This is a genomic window from Hymenobacter psoromatis, assembly GCF_020012125.1.
GTDB classification, from domain to species: Bacteria; Bacteroidota; Bacteroidia; order Cytophagales; family Hymenobacteraceae; genus Hymenobacter; species Hymenobacter psoromatis.
The window spans coordinates 291093-309710 of sequence record NZ_JAIFAG010000001.1; the positions used below are offsets into that span (position 1 = coordinate 291093).

The following is an 18618-nucleotide window of genomic DNA, read 5'->3' on the forward strand; positions in this document are numbered from 1 at the left end:
CGCATCTTGCCCAGGCAAACCATTTGGCCCGGATACTATGCGTTGGAAATCAGTAGCCTTACCGCTGCTGCTGAGCATTGGCAGCGTGAACTGTAAAAAAGACGCTACCCCCCCGGTGCCGCCGGCCGCCGCCACGTTGCCCGCCCTACCCCCCGCCCAGGGCACGGCCCTCACGCTGGCGCTGCACCCCGGCCAGCCCGGCCGGCAGCTGCCCGCCGATTTTGCCGGCCTGAGCTATGAAATGGGGAGCATTACCAACCCGGCGTACTTCAACGTCAGCAATCCGGTCTTTATCAACCTTATCAACGGCCTGGGGCCGGGGCTGCTGCGCATCGGGGCCAACAGCGTGGACCACACCGCCTGGAGCGGCCAGGCGCGCCGCACCGCCACGCCTGCCGATACCATCACGACGACCGATATTGACCGCTTTGCCGCCTTCGTGCAGAAGCTGACTATGCCGGTGCTGTTCGGAGTAAACCTGGCGGCCCGCGACATCCCGCGCGCTACGGCCGAAATCCGCTACGTGAGCCAGGCCCTCGGCCCCCGGCTGGTGGGCTGCGAGGTGGGCAACGAACCCAATGACTACCACTCCAACGGCATTCGGCCGGCCGGCTATACCCCCGGCGACTACGTGGCCGATTTCAACGCTTATTACGCGGCCATCCATGCGTTGCTGCCGGGCCTGGCCTTCAGCGGGCCGGCCACCGACCTCAGCGGCAGCTGGGTCAGCACGTTTGCGGCCAAGACGGCGGGTAAGGTTAGCCTGCTTACCACCCACTTTTACGAAACGGGGCCGGGCTCCGACCCCAGCATTACCATTACTACCCTCATCGGCTCGCCCGCCCGCGACGCAACTATGAGCGCTACCACGAGCGCCCTGGCGCAGACCGCCAACCTGCCCTACCGCGTGGCCGAAACCAACTCCATCTACGGCGGGGGCAAGGCGGGCGTCAGCAATACGCTGGCCGCCGGCCTGTGGGGCGCGCGCCTGATGTGGCAGCTGGCCGCCCAAAACGCGGCGGGCGTCAACTTCCACGGCGGCGGTAACGGGGCCTACACCCCCATCGCGCAAGTGAACGGGCTGTTCGTGGCCCGGCCGCTTTATTACGGCATACTGCTGTTCAAAGCCGGCAGCCAGGGCCGCTACGAGCCCGTGGACCTGAGCCCTACCCCCCTCAACGTGCAGGCCTTCGCTAGCCTGGGAGCCGATGGCAGCCAGACGGTTACGGTATTCAACCTGGAAAGCAACACGCCGGTTAGCCTCATTGTGGCGGCGGGCCAGGCGGTGAGCGCCGTGGCCATGCAGCGCCTCACCGGGGCCAGCCTCGATGCCACCGACGGCATCACCCTGGGCGGCCAGGCCGTGGCGGCCGATGGCACCTTCAGCCCCGCCAGCACCAGCTACGGCACCAGCGGCAGCAGCTTCGTGGTGAACGTGCCAGCGGCCAGCGCCGTGGTTTTCACGTGCAAGTAGCCTGGTAGCTACGCCGGTCTTACCTCACTTTGCAGCTTGAGCACCTTGTCGCCGTTTTCCTGCACGATGAGCAGCGCCGGGTCGTCGGCCGTACCGTTGCGGGTAATGTCGCTGCCCTTTATTTTACGGGTAGTGTGCTCTTTGTGAATGCTTTCAATCTTGCCGGTGGCCGTGCCGGTGCCGTATTTCCAGCTTACTTTGGTGCCTTTGCGCATGGGGAGGGGGTAGGGAAAAGGAGGGAATGAAGAGCAGTCCGCCGCGGCTTTTTTACTCCAAAGCTTTCGTGTGGGTTTTGCGCGGCGGCCGAAGCCTTAATAACTTTCGAGTAGGCAGTTCGTTAATCAGGCAATTCACTATTTTTGTTCGCTATGCAGCTGTCTTGCTTCACCATCGCGCTGATTGCAGCCGCTAGCCTATTGGTGCGGCAAGGCCGGGCGCAACGCGCGCCGGTAGCTCCGCTCGCACCCATTGATGCACCGGCAGTTGTGCCCATTAAGGTCACGGGCCTAGGGGTGTTGATTGAGCCAAGACGCACCGCGGCAACTCAGGCGGCGAATTTTTCAGCAGCAGCGCAGTCACAGCCCCGTATTCCGTGGCCGTTATTTTTAATCAATTCAAAAATTGTCATCAACGGTGCGCTGCTTAATATTTACCCACGGGACATAGCGAATATCATCGTTTATAAGGATGATAAAATGCCGGCTAACTGGCGCACTACCCCGAACAACGGCATGATAGAGATTTTTCTAAAAAAAAGCATGCGGGTGCCTTCCCGGTCACTAGCCAGTTTGAAACACCAAGCGCACCTGCACGGCCCGGTGCGGTTCGCGGTGGATGGACAGCTTCTACCCGATGCGTCGTTGCGGGTAGCGACTAGCTGCATTGCCAAGCTGGAAGTGCGGCCCGCAGCGCATAAGGGCGAGTCCGCCGAGTTGAATATTTTGCTGGTTGAAATTCCGCCAACCAACTATCCGCCCGGCACCATCATGATTCGCGGCACGGCCAGCCGCTAGCGCACCTAGCGGGCCGTCTTTGCCCGCACTCAGGGGGTAGGCGGCTCAAATGCCTGGTTTTTCCGACCTTTGCCCGTATGATTAAAGCACTTTTCCTGTGTTTACTGGCATTTTCGGCGGCGGCGCAGGCTACTATCGAGCCTGATAGCCGCGCTTTATACGGCATTATTAACCGGGGCAGCGGGCGCGGCATCGACGTGGCGCGGGCCGCCACTACCAGCGGCGCGCCGGCCGTGCAGTGGGAATTTACCCACGCTGCCAGCCAGCAGTGGCACCTCGTGCCGATTCGGGAAGGTGGCGAATACTACCGCCTCGAAAACAAGAATAGTACCCAGTGCCTCACGCTCGAGGTTTCAGCCAACGCGGAAGCCAACGCCACGACGCCGCTCGTGCAGCGGCCCTTTGCGGGTGGGCTGGGCCAGCAGTGGCGGCTGATGCCGGTGGGCCGGCCGGGGTCGTTTCAGTTGGAAAATCGCCTCGATGGCCGGGTAGCGACCGTGGAAACCAACAACCGCTTCAACGGTACGGCCGTGGTAGCAGCGCGCGGCATCGGCCGCAGCACGCAGCAGTGGCGGCTGTTTCAACTGCAGCTGCGGCTGGCGACCGGGCCGCCCTACTTCACCGCGCCCGAACCGCTGACTGCCCTCAATGCGGCGGGCGGCAGCCAGCTACAGCCCGTGCCTACTCCCGATGGCCGGGGCTTGTATTTCAACCGCACGAACTTCGTCGGCAATACCGAAGGCGCGGCCGAAACCGGCGACATCTGGCGGAGCGAGAGCGCCGACCACGGCCGCACCTGGGGCGCGCCCGTGCGGCCAGGTAGCCCCCCCGGCCTCAACACGCCCCAGAACAACGCGGTGCAAGCCGTGGTGAACGGTCCCGCTGGCCCTACCCTGCTGCTGCGCGGCACCTACGACGTGTCGCCGCTGCGCGACCTGGGCGTGTCGCTTTTGCCCCTGAGCAGCAACGGCCGGCCCACGCCGTTGCGCATTGCTAACTTCCAGACCATCAGTCCGGCTACGGGGTACTTTATGACGCCCGACGCCAAGATTCTGCTGCTCTCGATAGACCGGGGCGACTCCGAAGGTGCGAACGACCTCTACCTGAGCCGGGCCGACGGCGCGGGCGGCTACACCACGCCCCAGAGCCTGGGCGAAGTCATCAACTCGCCCGGCTACGAGTTCGCGCCCTGGCTGGCTGTTGATGGCAAGACGCTGTATTTCAGCTCCTACGGCCATCAGGGCTACGGTTCGGCCGATATTTTCGTGAGCCAGCGCCTCGATGATTCCTGGATAAAGTGGAGCCCGCCCCAGAACCTGGGCCCGCGCTTCAACGGGCCGGGCTACGATGCTTTTTTTGCCCTCGGGGCCGATAGCACGGCGTATTTTTCCTCGTCCGGCGACAAGGACACGAACCCCAAGAAGCTGTTTCGCACGATGCCCGGCCCGCCGCCGGTTGTGGACTCGACCGCCCTCGTCGCTGCCGCGGCCGACCCGCTGAGCCAGCCCCGCGCCCTCGTCACGGGCCGGGTGCTGGACGGGCGCACCGGCCAGCCCATTGCGGGCGGGGCCGAGGTGCAGGCCCTGATGATTGGCGGGCCGATTGACTTCCGCAGCACCGCCCGCGCCGACCAGGTGGGCTTCCAAATGTCTTTGGCCCCCGGCCGCTACCGCGTGGTGACCACCGCCGGCCTGCTCACCCGCGTGGACACCTTCGCGGTGAAAGCCGGCGAATCGCGCCGTTACGAGCCGCGCCTGACGCCCGCCACCGCCGGTACCCGCCTCGACCTGCCCGATTTGCTCTTCGTGCAGGCCCAGGCCAAGCTGTTGGGCTCGTCGTTTACTACCCTCAATAAGCTGGCCGAGTCGCTGAAAGAAAACCCGCAGCTCGAAATCCGCCTCGAAGGCCACACCGATAACGTGGGCCCACCCGCCCTGAACGTCAAGCTCAGTGAGGACCGCGTGGCCGCCATTAAGCGCTACCTCGTGGATAAGGGCGTTGCTGCCCGCCGCATCAGCACCATCGGCTACGGCGGTGGGAAGCCCAAATTCAGCAATGACCGCGAGGAAACCCGCAAGCTTAACCGCCGCGTGGAATTGGTGATAACGAAGTAATTATCAAAAAAGAACGTCATGCTGCGCTTGTCGAAGTATCTCTGCCACGCCGCCAGAGTTAGTAACTCAACGAAGGGGTAGAGATACTTCGACAAGCGCAGCATGACGTTCTTTTTTAATTCCTAAAACCCTACCGCCTTATCATCCCCGCGCGGGTCGGCCCCGCCCTCCAACTGGCCATCGGGCCGCACGCGGATGAGGTCGAGGCGGCCCCAGGCCGTGCGCGGCTGGGGGTTGAAACCTTTTTCCTGCAACGTTTTCTCCGCGGCGGGCGTGAGGGCCCCGGCTTCCACGTCGAGCTGGTCGGGGAGCCACTGGTGATGCAGGCGCGGGGCGGCGGCGGTTTGCTCAGCATTACCCCCGTAGTCTACCACGGCCAGGATGCTCTGCAACACGGTGGTAATGATGGTGCTACCCCCCGGCGAGCCGGTGACGAGCGCCAGCTTGCCGCCTTTGGTCAGGATGGTGGGCGTCATGCTGCTGAGCATCCGCTTGCCGGGCGCAATGGCGTTGGCGGTGCCGCCCACCAGGCCGTACATATTGGGCACGCCGGCTTTCGCGCTGAAGTCATCCATCTCATTATTAAGCAGAAAGCCCGCGCCGGCTACTACTACTTTGCTGCCATAAGCGCCGTTGAGAGTGGTGGTGCAGCTCACGGCGTTGCCCTGGGCATCCACGATGTCGTAGTGAGTAGTCTGGTCGCTTTCGTAGCGCGGTAGGCCGGGCCCGGCCGTGATATCGGCGCTGGGCGTGGCCCGGCCATCGGCCCGTAAGGTGCTGAAGCGCTGCTTATTGTAGTCTTTAGCTAACAGCGCCGCTACCGGCACTTTGCCAAAATCAGGGTCGCCGAGGTAGGTGGCGCGGTCGGCAAAAGCGCGGCGCTCGGCCTCCGTGATGAGCGCCACCGCGGCCGGCGTGTGGTAGCCGAGCTTAGCCAGGTTATGCGGCTCCAGCATGTGCAGGATTTGCAGCACCGCTACCCCCCCACTGCTGGGCGGCGGCATCGTGAGGACCTCGTAGCCCCGGTAGGTGCCGCGCAGCGGGTCGCGCCATTTGGGCTGGTAAGTGTCGAGGTCTTTTTGGGTGAGGAGGCCGCCATTTTTTTGCATCTGAGCCAGCAGCAGCGCGGCGGTCGCGCCCTGGTAGAAGCCCGCCCGGCCCTGGTCCTGAATGCGCTGGAGTACGGCCGCCAGCTCGGGCTGCTTCAGGGTGTCGCCGGTTTGCCAGGGGGTAGGGCGCACGAAGGCCGGGGGCGCGCCGGGGTTGTACTTGATAAAGCTCTCCTGCGTGCGGTTGAGGCCGGCGGCTTCCTTGGCCGTGAGGGCTACCCCCCGCATAGCCAGCCGCACGGCCGGGGCCACGAGCCGCGCCCAGGGCAGCTTGCCCAGCTTCTGGTGCAGGGCCGCCATGCCGGCCACGGTGCCGGGCGTGCCGGTCGAAAGCGCGCCGTAGGTGCTCAGGCCCGGTACCACGTTGCCGCTGGCATCCAGGTACATATCACGGCTGGCGGCGGCCGGCGCGGTTTCGCGGAAGTCGAGGGTGCCGGCCGGGCCGGCGTGGTCGCGGTACACGATGAAGCCGCCGCCGCCCACGTTGCCGGCCACCGGCAGCACCACAGCCAGCGCAAACTGCACGGCCACGGCCGCGTCGTAGGCGTTGCCGCCCTGCTCCATAATGTCGCGCCCTACCCCCGACGCCACCGGGTGCGCCGATACCACCAGCGCGTGGCGCACCAGCACCGGCGCGGCGGCCGGCGGCAGCTGGTCGGCCAGGGTGGGGGGGGTAGGGCGGGCGCGGCGAGCGGGCGCGGCCGTCTGGCCCAGGGCCGGGCCGGCCAGCGCGGCCAGTAGTAAAGAGAGGGCCGAAAAGCGGAGGAGCGATTGCATGGCCGCAAAGTAGGCAGCCGGGCGCGGTTGTCGGCCCTTTATGCCTACTTTGCACTACTGAACCTTGCCCGCCCGCCATGCCTACTGACGACACCCTGACCGCCGCCGTTGCCGCCCCTACACTGGCCCTCACGCAGGAAGATTCCTGGCTCCAGCCCTACGAACCCATCCTGCTGGCCCGCCAGCAGCGTTTGGCTGACCGCCTGGCTGCCATTACCAAAGAGTATGGTTCGCTGAGCAAGTTTGCTACCGCCCACCAGCGGCTGGGCCTGCACTACGATGCGCGCCGCCGTGGCTACGTGGTGCGCGAGTGGGCGCCCAGCGCGGAGGCCGTGAGTCTGGTTGGCGACTTCAATTTCTGGAACCGCGAGGCTGATTATTTACAAAAAGACGAGGCGACGGGCGTGTGGGAAGGCTTTATTGCGGACGATGAAAACGGCCGCCGGCCCGCCGCCGGCACGCGCTATAAGCTACACGTGGTGGCCCACGGCCAGAGCAAGGACCGCCTACCCGCCTACCTGCGCCGCGCCGTGCAGGACGAGGTGACCAAGGACTATTCGGCCCAAGTCTGGGTGCCCGAAAACCCGTTTAAGTGGACCGACCAGACCTTTCGCATCGCCAACGCCACCAAGGGCCAGCCGCTCATCTATGAGGCGCACGTGGGCATGGCGCAGGAGCAGGGGAGGGTCGGCACCTACCGCGAGTTTGCCGACTACATTCTGCCGCGTATTCAGGCTGATGGCTACAACACCATTCAGCTGATGGCCATTTTGGAGCACCCGTACTACGGCTCGTTTGGCTACCACGTAGCCAATTTCTTCGCGCCCAGCTCGCGCTTCGGCACGCCCGATGACCTGAAATACCTCATTAATGAGGCTCACAAGCGCGGCCTCGCGGTGCTGCTCGACCTGGTGCACTCGCACGCCGTGAAGAACGAGGCCGAGGGCCTGGCCGATTTTGATGGCTCGGGCAACCTTTATTTCCATAAAGGCGCGCGCGGTAATCACCCCGGCTGGGACAGCAAGCTGTTCGACTACGGTCGGCCTGAGGTGCAACAATTTCTGCTCAGCAACCTGCGCTACTGGCTGGAAGAGTTTCACTTTGATGGCTTTCGGTTCGATGGCGTGACCTCGATGCTCTACCATCACCACGGCGAGGGCCACGCCTTTGGGGGCTACGACAGCTACTTCGGCCCCGATGCCGACGACGATGCTATCCTGTACCTAATGCTGGCCAGTACGCTGGTGCGCGAGGTGAAGAAATCGGCCCTGCTCATTGCCGAAGATATGAGTGGCCTGCCCGGCCTGTGCCGCCCCATCGCCGAGGGAGGGGTAGGGTTCGACTACCGCTTAGCAATGGGCCTGCCCGATTTCTGGATTAAAAACCTCAAGCATAAGCGCGACGAAGACTGGGACCTCGGCGAGCTGTGGCACCAGCTCACCAACCGCCGGGCAGGCGAAAAAACCGTGGCCTACGCCGAAAGTCACGACCAGGCGTTGGTGGGTGATAAAACCCTCAGCCACTGGCTCTACGACTCGACCATCTACACCAATATGGGGGTGCTCGATGGCGACCCGCAGGTGGCCCGCGCCACGGCGCTGCACAAGCTCATCCGGCTCATTACCCTCAGCGCGGGCGGCGAGGCCTACCTCACCTTCATGGGCAATGAGTTTGGCCACCCCGAATGGGTCGATTTTCCGCGGGCTGGCAACGACTGGAGCTACCACTACGCCCGCCGCCAGTGGAGCCTGGCCGACAACCCTGACCTGCGCTTCCATCAGCTCGGGACCTTTGACCAAGCTATGCTGCAACTGGCCCGCGAGCGCCAGCTACTCACCAAAGGCCCCGCCACGCTGCTCAACCTCGATTACGAGAACCGCGTCCTCACCTTTGAGCGCGCCGGGCTGGTATTCGTGTTCAGCTTCAACGTGAGCAGCAGCTTCTTCGACTATAGTATTCCGGTGCCGGCTACGGGCCGCTACCGCCTGCTGCTCAGCACCGACCGCCCGGAATTCGGCGGTTTTGCCCGGCTCGACGAGAAGGTGATTTACGACACCTTTGGCGGCGGTGGCACGGCCGAAGCGCCGCGCCTGCGCCTCTACGTGCCCAGCCGCACGGCCCTGGTGCTGGTGAGGGGGTAGGAGATAATAGCCTAATGGGCAAGGAGTAATGGCAAGTGCCATTACTCCTTGCCCATTAGGCTATTATCCATTCATCTGCTTAAACATCGCATCCAGCTCGGACCGGGAAGCCTGGCTGGCTTTGGCCGAAAAGCCGTAGGCGATTTCCGGGTGGCCGGCCGCCAGCTGCTGCATCACGTCAGCGGCATATTCGGCCAGCGGCACGCCAAACGAGTGGTCAGTGCCGCCCAGTTCGGTGTGCACGGCTGGCGGAATAATCTCGATAACCTGGGCCGGGGAGCCGGCCAGCTGCTGACGCAGCGACTGCGTAAAGGAGTGTAGCGCCGCCTTCGTGGCACTATACACGGGCACCCGCGCCATCGGCACGAAGCCCAGCCCCGACGACACGTTGATGATAACCGGGGCCGCCGCCTGCCGCGCGTGCCAATACCCGATAAACAGCAGCGTCAAATGAATGGGAGCCTCCAGGTTGATGGCGATTTCGGCGGCCGTATCGGCCCAGCTTTCGGTGGTTTCCACCACGTTCACCGTCCGCTGAATGCCCGCGTTGTTGAGCAGCACGCTCAGCTCGGGGCACTCGGTAGTGGCCCACTCGAACAGGCGCTGGCGCTCGGCGGCCTGAGCCACGTCGCAGACCAGCGTGCGCAGGCCGGGCAGGCGCTCGGCGGCAGCTTGCAGCTTGGCGGCATCGCGCCCACAGATAAGGATGGTATTGCCGGCCGCGTGCAGGTGCTCGGCCAGGGCCAGGCCAATGCCCGAGCCGCCGCCGGTAAGCAGCATAGTTTGCTGGGTGAGGTTCATAAATCAGGAAAGAAAAAAATGGCAGCGCCCACCGACGGGCGTGGGGGTAGGGCAAAAGTCCGCACTCGCTACGCACCGTAACGGGTAATCGTTGCAGAACCTGGCGCGAAGCCCGATTTGAGCGCTGCGCCCACGCCGCCTGCTTCCGCGTCTTCCGCGCAACCCTCCGCGTCTTCCGCGGGCAAAAAAACGCCAGAACTCGTCAGGCGCTACTCCCGCTTGCGCCCGACGCTGAGCCGGTACACCGTCTCGGTAAGGCGCTTGGCGCGGGCTTCAGGGTTTTTGGCTCCTTTGAGGTAGCGCACGTAGGCGCGCTGCTCGGGCTGGTCGAGCTTTTTGAAGAAAGCCAACGCGGCGGCATTCTCGGCCAGGGCCGCGGCCAGGTCGTCGGGCATGGTCACCACGCGCTCGCTCAGGTCGTGGCTTAGCTGCACGCGCAGCACGTCGCCCACGGTTTTGCCCACGGCGCGGCGCACCGCCCGCGGAATAGTCAGCCCGTGGTAGCCATCGCCCAGGGGCAGTAGCTCGCCCTGGTAGGGAAAACCGTCGATGGCCGTTTGCACCGGCAACTCCTCCTGGGTACCATATACCCCAGCTACTGCGAAGGGCACGACCACAAACACGTCGCCCGTGCGCGGGTCGGCCTCCAGCGTCGCTTCAAATTCCTGTTCAAATTCCGTCATCGCTCGCAAAATTACGCCGGTTCGGCCACCGGGCGGGGCCGGGCCGCCTGCAAAGCCAGCGCGATGGCTTGGGTGTCGGCCGCCGGCACGGTGTGCACGCGGGTGCCGGGCAAGTTCAGCTCGTGGCACAGGCGCTGGGCCAGGGCGGGAGTTTCGGTCAGAATAACGTCGGCGCGGCGCAACGCCTGGCGCTGTAGCTCCGCCTCCCAGCCAGTAGCCGTTTCGAGCGAGTCGCCGGTGAGTGCGGCCAGCGTGGCTACGTGCAGCACCAGCGGCTGGCCGGTGCGCTGGCGCAGCTCCTGGGCGGCCAGCCAGGTAGGCCACGCCGGCGCGTAAATCACCGCGTACGGAGCTTCAGCCAGCGCCACCGGCACCGCAAATCGGGCGTACTGAATGACCTGAAAATTCAGATTGGGCGCGTCGTATAGCGAAGCGGCCCGTAGTGCGCCGGCCGGGGGCGAGGGGGTAGGGAGTCCGGCTTCCGATAAGGCCACCGGCTGGCCCAGGGCCGCCAGCGCCTCGGGCCAGCCCGCCGGCTCGGGCGAGGCAGGGAGCTCGGCCTGCGCCGGGCTGGCTGCGGCCAGCTCAAACTGCCGCAGCTCATCGGCAACGGTCGTGGCTGGCCAGTCAGCCTCGGCATCAGGGGCCAGGGCAAGCGGCTCGGTGGGCTCGTAAACGGGTAGCAAAGCATCCTTGGCGGCGCCCTTAGCTGGCGCGGCGGGTACCGGAAGCGGCGAGCCAAGCGCTGGCAGCCTGGTGGCGGCTTTGCGGGTGGGCGAGGGGGTAGCTCCTTGGTAAGGGGCGGCGGGCGCGGCGGGCGGGCCGGCCCAGGCAGGAGCCGGCAGGAGCTGGCCCGCCCGCCGCGCCAGCTCGGGCAGGGGGTGGCTGCTGAGGCGCAGCACGCGCACCGCCGCCCAGGGCTTGGATAAGGTGGCCGCTGGCAGGGGGGGTAGGGGAGGCGCGAGGTGCATCCCAGCAGCTACTGGCGGCATCTGCGGCGCGCCCGCGACCAGTACGGGCTCCGGGGCCGCGGCTGGCAGCGCGGCGGGCAGTTCGGGCGCGGTTGCCACCGTAGCGGGGGGTAGGGGCAGGTATTCTTCGGCGCTCAGGGTGCCGGAGGGCTCGGCCTTGGGTACCATCACCAGGATGGAAGCGAGGGCCGGGGCGGAGGCCTGGGTGGCTGCGATGAGGGCGCGCACGGCCGGCGTAGTTTCGTCCCAGGCCAGCACCAGCACGGCAAGGGGAAGGGCGGAAGCGGCGGTGGGCGAAGACATCGGCAAAAGTTAACGCTGCGAAGTACGGGGCTACTACCGCCTGCCCCACGGTTGAGGCTATAAAAAATAAACGTAACCCAGGGAACCGCGCCTACGTTTTCGGCACTTCGTTTGCGCCGGGGCCCATGCTTAAAACGTAACTTGCGAGCTTAAAGCTACGCTAACCGGCCCCGGCCGGTATTTTTTTACCTCCTCCGTTAGCCTTCCCCGCGCCGCGTCTTCTACCTTATCTTATATGGTTACCAATTCCGTTCAGGACAACAACTACATGGTCAACGACCTGGCGGCGCAAAGCGGCCAGGAACAGCTACCCGGCCCCGTGCGGCACGCTGCCCAAACCAACGACTACCTCTTCACCTTCACCACCGAAAACGGCACCCGCCTGCTGCTGCACGCGCTCTCCGACAAGGTGCTGCGCTTTCGCTACCTCACGCCCGGCAGTCCTGCCGAGCCCGATTTTAGCTACGCCCTGCCCGACCTGGCTACCGAGCAGGCGCTGCGCCCGGCGGCACCTGGTTTTCTGGAATTTAAGGAGAAAGACGACCACTACCGCCTCACTACGGCCCGGCTCATCTGCATTGTGTGGAAAGACTCGCTGCGTACGCGGGTGCTCGACCGCTCGGGCAATATCCTGAGCGCCGATGAGAAGGGCTTTCACTGGCAGCACGACGACGAAACCGGCAACGACGTGGTGAAAATGAGCCACCAGGTGCCCAGCGGCGTGTGCTACTACGGCCTCGGCGACAAGCCCGCCAACATGAACCTGCGCGGCCAGCGCTTCCTCAACTGGGGCTCCGATACCTATGGCTACGTGAAGGGCACCGACCCGCTGTACAAGAATATTCCCTTTTTTCAGGTGCTGCACCAGCGCACGGCGCACGGGGTTTTCTTCGATAATTCGTTTAAAGCCTTCTTCGACTTTGCCGCCGAGCGGGCCGATGTTACCAGCTTTTGGGCCGATGGCGGCGAGATGAATTACTACTTTCTCTACGGCCCTACCCTGCTCGAAGTCACGGAAGAATATACCTGCCTGACCGGCCCGCCCGCCCTACCCCCCCTCTGGACGCTGGGCTACCAGCAGTGCAAGTGGAGCTACTTCCCCGAGAGCAACGTGCGCGAGGTGACGCGCGGCCTGCGCGAGCGCCAGATTCCGTGCGATGCGATTTACCTCGACATTGACTACATGGACGGCTACCGCTGCTTTACCTGGCACCCGCAGCACTTCCCCGAGCCCAGGAAGTTGGTGCAGGAGCTGGCCGAAGATGGGTTTAAAACGGTGGTTATCATCGACCCCGGCATCAAGATTGACCCCGCCTACCCGGTGTATCAGGAAGGGCTGGAAAACGATTATTTCTGCCGCCGCGCCGATGGGCCGCTCATGCGCGGCTCGGTATGGCCGGGCCTGTGCCACTTCCCCGACTACACCCGGCCGGAGGTGCGCGAGTGGTGGGCGGGCTTGTTTGAGGGCTTGATAAAGGACGTGGGCGTGCGGGGCGTGTGGAACGACATGAACGAGCCCGCCGTGTTTGAGCGCGGCACCTTCCCCGACGATGTGCGCTTCGGCTACGAGGGCCAGCCAACTTCGCACCGCAAGGCGCACAATATCTACGGCATGCAGATGGCCCGCGCCACCAACGCGGGCGTGGCGCGCTTTAGCTACCCCAACCGGCCCTTTACCATCACGCGCAGCACCTACGCGGGCGGCCAGCGCTACTCCTCGGGCTGGACCGGCGACAACATTGCCAGCTGGGAGCACCTGTGGCTGGCCAATATTCAGTGTCAGCGCCTGAGCATCAGCGGCTTCAGCTTCATCGGTTCCGACATCGGCGGCTTCATCGACAAGCCCGACGGGGAGCTGTTTGCCCGCTGGATGGCACTGGGGGCCTTCCACCCGTTCTTCCGGGTGCACAGCTCCGGCGACCACGGCGACCAGGAGCCCTGGAGCTTCGGGGAGCCGTACACGAGCCTGGCGCGGCACTTTATCGAGCTGCGCTACCAGCTGCTGCCCTACGTGTACACCGCCTTCTGGCAGTATAGCACCCACGGCACGCCTATGCTGCGCCCGCTCACCTTCCTGGACCAGAACGACCCCGAAACCTACCTGCGCATGGCCGAATTTGCCCTCGGCGACAACCTGCTCATCTGCCCCATCACCCAGCCCGGCGTGGATGGCCGCTGGATGTATTTGCCCCGCGGCGACTGGTACTACTACTGGACCGACGAGCGCCGCGCCGGCGGGGCCGAAACCTGGGCCTCGGCCGACCTCACCCGCATTCCGCTCTTCGTGCGGGCCGGGGCCGTGGTGCCGATGCAGCCCATTATGCAGTACGTGGGCGAAAAAGTGGTGGAGCAGCTCACCCTGCACGTATACTACAAAAACGGCACCGCCGAGAGCGTCCTCTACGACGACGGCGGCGAGGGCTACGGCTACCAGGAAGGCCAGCAAACCACCCGCCGCTTCACTGTGACGGGCGACGAAACCTCGCTCTTGCTAACGCAGACCAGCGAAGGCGACTACCAGCCCAGCTACGCCACCTACCGTGTGGTACTGCACGGGATGCCTAGCGCTATTCAAAGTCTAATGGCTGATGGCCAGTCGGTTGAGTTGGGTGAGTATCCGGCCACCGAAACTACTGGGGCCGCGCTAGCCGCCGTGGTGGGGGTAGGGTTTGGAGAGGTTAGAGTTGAATTGGCTATGGCGGTAGGTGAGGTGCAGGCTACGTAGGCGGGCACTTCACCTCCCGGCCCGCTCATTTGAGCCCCTTCGTCACGTCCCCCGCATTCAGCACCCGCGGGTCGGCATACACGCGCTTGATTTCCGCCGCGCTATTAGCGTTAAACAGCATCTTGCCCCACGACATAAACCAGACGTAGGGCTGTTGCGCCAGTTGGGCGGGGGTAGGGAGCACGCTTTGCTCGGATAAGCCCAGTGGCTTGCCGCCGGCCAGCTGCTGCATGGCCGCGTACCAGCGCTGCGGATACACCGCGGCGGCGCTGTCTTTGCGCGGGTAGATGTCCGTGCCCAGCAAATCCACTTTGTCGCGGCCGGGAAAAAACGTCTCGACGCCCGGCGTGGGCTTGTCGGGCGTCCAGGCCCAGAGGATGTTATTGAGGTGGTGGTGCTGGGTGTAGTATTTATAGAGCTGGTTCCAGAGCGCAGCCGCGCCCTGCGGCCCCGGCCGGCCGCCCCACCAGAACCAGCCACCGTTCATTTCGTGGTAGGGCCGGAAAATGATGGGAATCCTGGCGGCTTGCAGCTGCTGCAGGTAGCCGGCCAGCAGGTCCATCTGGGCGGCCCACTTCTGGTAAAGGGGCGTGCCCGGCGTTAGCAGCTCCTGCCACTGGGCATCGGTGAGCTTGCTGAGGATGCCGCCCTCAAAGGGGGTAGGCTCGCCCAGCGCCGGGTTGGCCTGGTGATAGCTGAGCACGATAATGGCCCCGCGCTGGTGCTGCTTCTTGATTTCAGCCACCAAGAGCGGCCGATACTTGATGTTATCGATGTCGTGGGTCGAGTCGGCGAAGCCGAAGTCGCCGCCCCAGATGGCCGGGTACTCGCCCGTGAGGCGCTGCACCGAATCGGTAGTTGCCGACATTAGCCCCAGCACGTTGTGCATCCCCGATAAGGTGTGCTTGCCCCGCAGGCCGTACAGATACGCGAGCAGCCGGCGCGCCTCGGGCGTGGCGTGCGGGTTGATGGGGCGCGGCTTGGGCGGCCCGGCCACGAGCGCGAGTGGTGCGCTCAGGCCCAGCAGGCACAGGAAAAGGAAACAGAGAGGACGCATCGGCTGAGAAGGAAGAATTTAGTGCAATAGTAGCCCGCCGGGGCGGCCCAAGCGTAGTAGCAGCACTAACTTTTTCTAGCCCTACCCCCCTCGTGCCCGACCAGTCCGAATCCAAAACCGCTATTGTGGCTGCGCTGGCCGCCAACCTGGGTATCGCGGCCATCAAGTTTGGGGCGGCGTGGGTCACGGGCTCGTCGGCGATGCTCTCGGAAGGCATCCATTCGCTCGTGGACACGGCCAACGAGTGGCTGTTGCTGCTGGGCCTGCGCCGCAGCCAGCAGCCGGCCGATGCGCGGCGGCCTTTTGGCTATGGTAAAGAGCTGTATTTCTGGTCGTTTATGGTGTCGGTGTTCATCTTCAGCGTGGGCGGTGGGCTGTCCATCTACGAGGGCATCGAGCACCTGCGGCACCCCGAGCCGCTCGGCAGCCCCACCTGGAACTACGTGGTGCTGAGCCTGGCCTTCATCTTCGACGGCCTGTCGTTTCTGGTAGCGCGCCGCACGTTTAATAAGCAGCGCGGCCGGCAGTCCTTCTGGGCCGCGTTTCGGGCTAGCAAAGACCCATCGGTTTTCGTCGTGCTCTTCGAGGATGCCTCCGATTTGCTGGGGCTGCTCATCGCCTTTTTGGGCGTTTTTCTCAGTCATTGGCTGCAAATGCCCGAGCTGGATGGGGTAGCCTCGCTGCTCATTGGCCTGCTGCTACTGGTGGTGGCCGTGCTGCTGCTGCGCGAAACCAAGAGCCTGCTGCTGGGTGAACCCGCCGAGACCGTGCTGCTGCACCAGGTAGCCGTCCTGGCCCGCGCCGAGGCCGCGATTATGCGCGCGGCCCCGCCGCTCACATCCTACCTCAGCCCCCACGAAATTCTACTGGTGCTACCCGTCGAGTTCGCGCCCGACCTACCGGCCGTGCAGCTTACCCAGGTGGTGGCGCGGCTGCGGGCGGCCATCCAGGCAGCCTATCCCGACGTGCGGCACGTTTTCATTCAGCCCACGGCGCTGGGTGAGGCTGATGGCTCGGCCGCGCCGGGGGGGTAGGCTGGCAATTGTCGGCTATCGCCAACCAGAACGTCATGCTTCCCTGCGGTCTGCATGACGTTCTGGTTAGTTAGTTGTGTCTTCACGCCTTGGTCGCAGGTACTGCCAGACGGAAAGCCGTGCTTAATATTGACCCCGGCAATGGCCGCGCCCCGCGTGGGGCCAAGTAGTAACTCTCATAAGCCCACCCCCAACATGACCAAAATTAAGGTTGCAAACCCCGTAGTCGAGCTGGATGGCGACGAAATGACGCGCATCATCTGGAAGTTTATCAAGGATAAGCTCATCACGCCCTACCTCAACCTCGACATCAAGTACTACGACTTGGGTATCGAGCACCGCGATGCCACCAACGACCAGGTAACTATCGATTCGGCCCACGCCATCCGGGAGTACGGCGTGGGTATCAAGTGCGCCACCATCACCCCCGACGAGGAGCGCGTGCAGGAATTTGGTCTGAAGCAGATGTGGAAGTCGCCCAACGGTACTATTCGCAATATCCTAGATGGCACGGTGTTCCGCGAGCCCATCGTGATGAGCAACGTGCCGCGCCTGGTGCCCAACTGGACCGCGCCCATCTGCATCGGCCGCCACGCCTTCGGTGACCAATACCGCGCCACCGACTTCCTGACCAAAGGCAAGGGCAAGCTCACCGTCACCTTCACGCCCGAAGACGGCGGCGAGGTGCAGTCGTTTGAGGTATTCAATTTCAAAAGCGACGGCGTAGCGCTGGCCATGTACAACACCGACGAAAGTATTCGCGGCTTCGCGCACGCCTGCTTCAACCAGGCCCTGAGCAAAGGCTGGCCGCTGTACCTGAGCACCAAAAACACCATCCTGAAGAAGTATGATGGCCGCTTTAAGGATATTTTTCAGGAGATTTACGAGCAGGACTACACGGCGAAGTTCCAGGCCGCCGGCATCACATATGAGCACCGGCTGATTGACGACATGGTGGCCTCGGCCCTGAAATGGCACGGTAACTTCGTGTGGGCCTGCAAAAACTACGACGGCGATGTGCAGAGCGACACCGTGGCCCAGGGCTTCGGCTCGCTGGGCCTGATGACCTCGGTACTGGTGACGCCCGATGGCACCGTGATGGAGTCCGAAGCCGCCCACGGCACCGTGACGCGCCACTACCGCGACCACCAGAACGGCAAGCCCACCAGCACCAATCCCATCGCCAGCATCTTCGCCTGGACGCGCGGCCTGGAATTCCGCGGCAAACTCGACAACAACCAGGAGCTAATCGACTTCTGCCACGCCCTCGAAGCCGTATGCGTCGAAACCGTGGAAAGCGGTAAAATGACCAAGGACCTCGCCGTGTGCATCCACGGCAACAAGGTGCAGCACGGCCGCGACTACCTCTACACCGAGGAATTCCTGGAAGCGCTGAACGAGAATCTGAAAAAGAAGCTGAGTAAGTAGGCCCACCTCGTCTGCCAAAAAACGGCCTCGGTAATTAGTATTGCCGGGGCCGTTTGGCGTTTGGATAGGGATACAAAAAAAACTCCGGGCCTAGGCCCGGAGTTTTTTTGATTATGTTGCTTACAACTACGCCAGACTATTCGAGGTCGCTTTAGCAGTCAGGTACTCGCGATTCAAAATCGCGATATTTTCCAGCGAAATGCCCACCGGGCACTCGGCCGCGCACGAGCCGATGTTGGAGCAGGCCCCGAAGCCTTCGATATCCATTTGGGCTACCATATTCTCGACGCGGGTTTGCGCCTCTACCTGGCCCTGGGGCAACAGCGAAAGCTGCGACACCTTGGCCGAGACGAACAACATGGCCGAAGCGTTTTTGCAGGCCGCCACGCACGCGCCGCAGCCAATGCAGGTGGCCGCCTCAAAGGCGCGGTCAGCAATATCCTTCGGAATTGGAATCTCGTTGCCGTCGGGCGCGCCGCCGGTATTCACGCTCACATAGCCACCCGCCTGAATAATGCGGTCGAACGCCGAGCGGTCCACGCTCAGGTCCTTATTGACCGGGAAAGCGTTGGCGCGCCAAGGTTCCACGGTAATCGTGTCGCCGTCCGAAAACTTGCGCATGTGCAGCTGGCAGGTCGTGGTGCCCTTTTCGGGGCCGTGCGAGCGGCCGTTGATGAACAGAGCGCACGAGCCGCAGATGCCCTCGCGGCAGTCGTGGTCGAAGGCCACCGGGTCCTGCCCCTGGTGCAGCAGGTCCTCGTTGAGCACATCGAGCATTTCCAGAAACGACATATCGGGCGAAATGCCTTTCACGTCGTAGTCCACTACCCGGCCCTCCGTTTGGCGATTAGGCTGGCGCCACACGCGAAGCTTGAGGTTCATGGGTTTAGCATTGGGGTTACTTCCGGCCATTTTCTTTGAGTCAAAAACTATGAATTAAAAATTGTGAGTTGACAAGCGGATTACCAAAGCCAATTCGTAATTCTCA

14 protein-coding genes are annotated in these 18618 nt (G+C 63.8%); 7 read left to right on the forward strand and 7 right to left on the reverse strand.

Annotation, left to right across the window (positions count from 1 at the left end):
- Positions 1-37: 37 nt before the first annotated feature.
- Entirely contained in the window at positions 38-1474 is a 1437-nt protein-coding gene (locus tag LC531_RS01225; protein ID WP_223648506.1) for a glycosyl hydrolase family 79 C-terminal domain-containing protein, read from the forward strand.
- Between the two features lie 8 nt (positions 1475-1482).
- Here LC531_RS01225 and LC531_RS01230 read toward each other — a convergent pair whose 3' ends face one another.
- Positions 1483-1689 (reverse strand): hypervirulence associated TUDOR domain-containing protein, encoded by a 207-nt coding sequence (locus tag LC531_RS01230; protein WP_223648507.1) that lies wholly within the window; start codon positions 1687-1689, stop codon positions 1483-1485.
- 144 nt (positions 1690-1833) lie between these two features.
- Here LC531_RS01230 and LC531_RS01235 point away from each other — a divergent pair, with 144 nt between their 5' ends.
- Together LC531_RS01235 and LC531_RS01240 are read left to right on the forward strand one after the other, a co-directional pair.
- On the forward strand, positions 1834-2487 hold the full coding sequence (locus LC531_RS01235; protein ID WP_223648508.1) for a hypothetical protein: 654 nt from the start codon (positions 1834-1836) through the stop codon (positions 2485-2487).
- A 77-nt stretch (positions 2488-2564) separates the two neighbouring features.
- Entirely contained in the window at positions 2565-4601 is a 2037-nt protein-coding gene (locus LC531_RS01240) for an RICIN domain-containing protein (RefSeq protein WP_223648509.1), read from the forward strand.
- Positions 4602-4723: 122 nt separating this feature from the next.
- On the opposite strand, the gene ggt is transcribed toward LC531_RS01240, so the two are convergent.
- A complete protein-coding gene (ggt, locus tag LC531_RS01245; RefSeq protein ID WP_223648510.1) occupies positions 4724-6487 on the reverse strand; it encodes a gamma-glutamyltransferase in 1764 nt (587 codons plus the stop codon).
- 77 nt (positions 6488-6564) lie between these two features.
- On the opposite strand from ggt, the gene LC531_RS01250 reads away from it, so the two are divergent.
- Entirely contained in the window at positions 6565-8628 is a 2064-nt protein-coding gene (locus LC531_RS01250) for an alpha amylase C-terminal domain-containing protein (RefSeq protein WP_223648511.1), read from the forward strand.
- Positions 8629-8691: 63 nt separating this feature from the next.
- Here LC531_RS01250 and LC531_RS01255 read toward each other — a convergent pair whose 3' ends face one another.
- The 3 genes from LC531_RS01255 to LC531_RS01265 form a co-directional block, all read right to left on the reverse strand.
- Entirely contained in the window at positions 8692-9429 is a 738-nt protein-coding gene (locus tag LC531_RS01255) for an SDR family oxidoreductase (RefSeq protein ID WP_223648512.1), read from the reverse strand.
- 209 nt (positions 9430-9638) lie between these two features.
- On the reverse strand, positions 9639-10112 hold the full coding sequence (locus tag LC531_RS01260) for a YdeI/OmpD-associated family protein (protein WP_223648513.1): 474 nt from the start codon (positions 10110-10112) through the stop codon (positions 9639-9641).
- A gap of 11 nt (positions 10113-10123) precedes the next feature.
- Positions 10124-11386, reverse strand: coding sequence for a glycosyltransferase family 4 protein (locus LC531_RS01265; RefSeq protein ID WP_223648514.1), 1263 nt, complete (start codon positions 11384-11386; stop codon positions 10124-10126).
- 235 nt (positions 11387-11621) lie between these two features.
- Between LC531_RS01265 and LC531_RS01270 the strand changes: the two genes are divergently transcribed.
- Complete coding sequence (locus LC531_RS01270; RefSeq protein ID WP_223648515.1) at positions 11622-14111, forward strand: glycoside hydrolase family 31 protein; 2490 nt, start codon at positions 11622-11624, stop codon at positions 14109-14111.
- A 25-nt stretch (positions 14112-14136) separates the two neighbouring features.
- Here the strand turns inward: LC531_RS01270 and LC531_RS01275 are convergent, their stop codons facing one another.
- Positions 14137-15168: a glycosyl hydrolase gene (locus LC531_RS01275; RefSeq protein WP_223648516.1), complete on the reverse strand. Its 1032-nt coding sequence runs from the start codon at positions 15166-15168 to the stop codon at positions 14137-14139.
- Positions 15169-15260: 92 nt separating this feature from the next.
- Between LC531_RS01275 and LC531_RS01280 the strand changes: the two genes are divergently transcribed.
- A complete protein-coding gene (locus LC531_RS01280; RefSeq protein WP_223648517.1) occupies positions 15261-16202 on the forward strand; it encodes a cation diffusion facilitator family transporter in 942 nt (313 codons plus the stop codon).
- A gap of 195 nt (positions 16203-16397) precedes the next feature.
- Positions 16398-17630, forward strand: a complete 1233-nt coding sequence (locus tag LC531_RS01285; RefSeq protein WP_223648518.1) for an NADP-dependent isocitrate dehydrogenase — start codon at positions 16398-16400, stop codon at positions 17628-17630.
- A 126-nt stretch (positions 17631-17756) separates the two neighbouring features.
- Here the strand turns inward: LC531_RS01285 and LC531_RS01290 are convergent, their stop codons facing one another.
- Positions 17757-18512, reverse strand: a complete 756-nt coding sequence (locus tag LC531_RS01290) for a succinate dehydrogenase/fumarate reductase iron-sulfur subunit (RefSeq protein ID WP_223648519.1) — start codon at positions 18510-18512, stop codon at positions 17757-17759.
- Positions 18513-18618: the final 106 nt, after the last annotated feature.

What these genes read in the sequence shown, in the direction of transcription:
- LC531_RS01225 (WP_223648506.1), top strand. Translation starts at nt 38, where the DNA reads ATGCGTTGGAAATCAGTAGCCTTACCGCTGCTGCTGAGCATTGGCAGC.
- LC531_RS01230 (WP_223648507.1), bottom strand. Translation starts at nt 1,689, where the DNA reads ATGCGCAAAGGCACCAAAGTAAGCTGGAAATACGGCACCGGCACGGCC.
- LC531_RS01240 (WP_223648509.1), top strand. Translation starts at nt 2,565, where the DNA reads ATGATTAAAGCACTTTTCCTGTGTTTACTGGCATTTTCGGCGGCGGCG.
- ggt (WP_223648510.1), bottom strand. Translation starts at nt 6,487, where the DNA reads ATGCAATCGCTCCTCCGCTTTTCGGCCCTCTCTTTACTACTGGCCGCG.
- LC531_RS01250 (WP_223648511.1), top strand. Translation starts at nt 6,565, where the DNA reads ATGCCTACTGACGACACCCTGACCGCCGCCGTTGCCGCCCCTACACTG.
- LC531_RS01255 (WP_223648512.1), bottom strand. Translation starts at nt 9,429, where the DNA reads ATGAACCTCACCCAGCAAACTATGCTGCTTACCGGCGGCGGCTCGGGC.
- LC531_RS01260 (WP_223648513.1), bottom strand. Translation starts at nt 10,112, where the DNA reads ATGACGGAATTTGAACAGGAATTTGAAGCGACGCTGGAGGCCGACCCG.
- LC531_RS01265 (WP_223648514.1), bottom strand. Translation starts at nt 11,386, where the DNA reads ATGTCTTCGCCCACCGCCGCTTCCGCCCTTCCCCTTGCCGTGCTGGTG.
- LC531_RS01270 (WP_223648515.1), top strand. Translation starts at nt 11,622, where the DNA reads ATGGTTACCAATTCCGTTCAGGACAACAACTACATGGTCAACGACCTG.
- LC531_RS01275 (WP_223648516.1), bottom strand. Translation starts at nt 15,168, where the DNA reads ATGCGTCCTCTCTGTTTCCTTTTCCTGTGCCTGCTGGGCCTGAGCGCA.
- LC531_RS01285 (WP_223648518.1), top strand. Translation starts at nt 16,398, where the DNA reads ATGACCAAAATTAAGGTTGCAAACCCCGTAGTCGAGCTGGATGGCGAC.
- LC531_RS01290 (WP_223648519.1), bottom strand. Translation starts at nt 18,512, where the DNA reads ATGAACCTCAAGCTTCGCGTGTGGCGCCAGCCTAATCGCCAAACGGAG.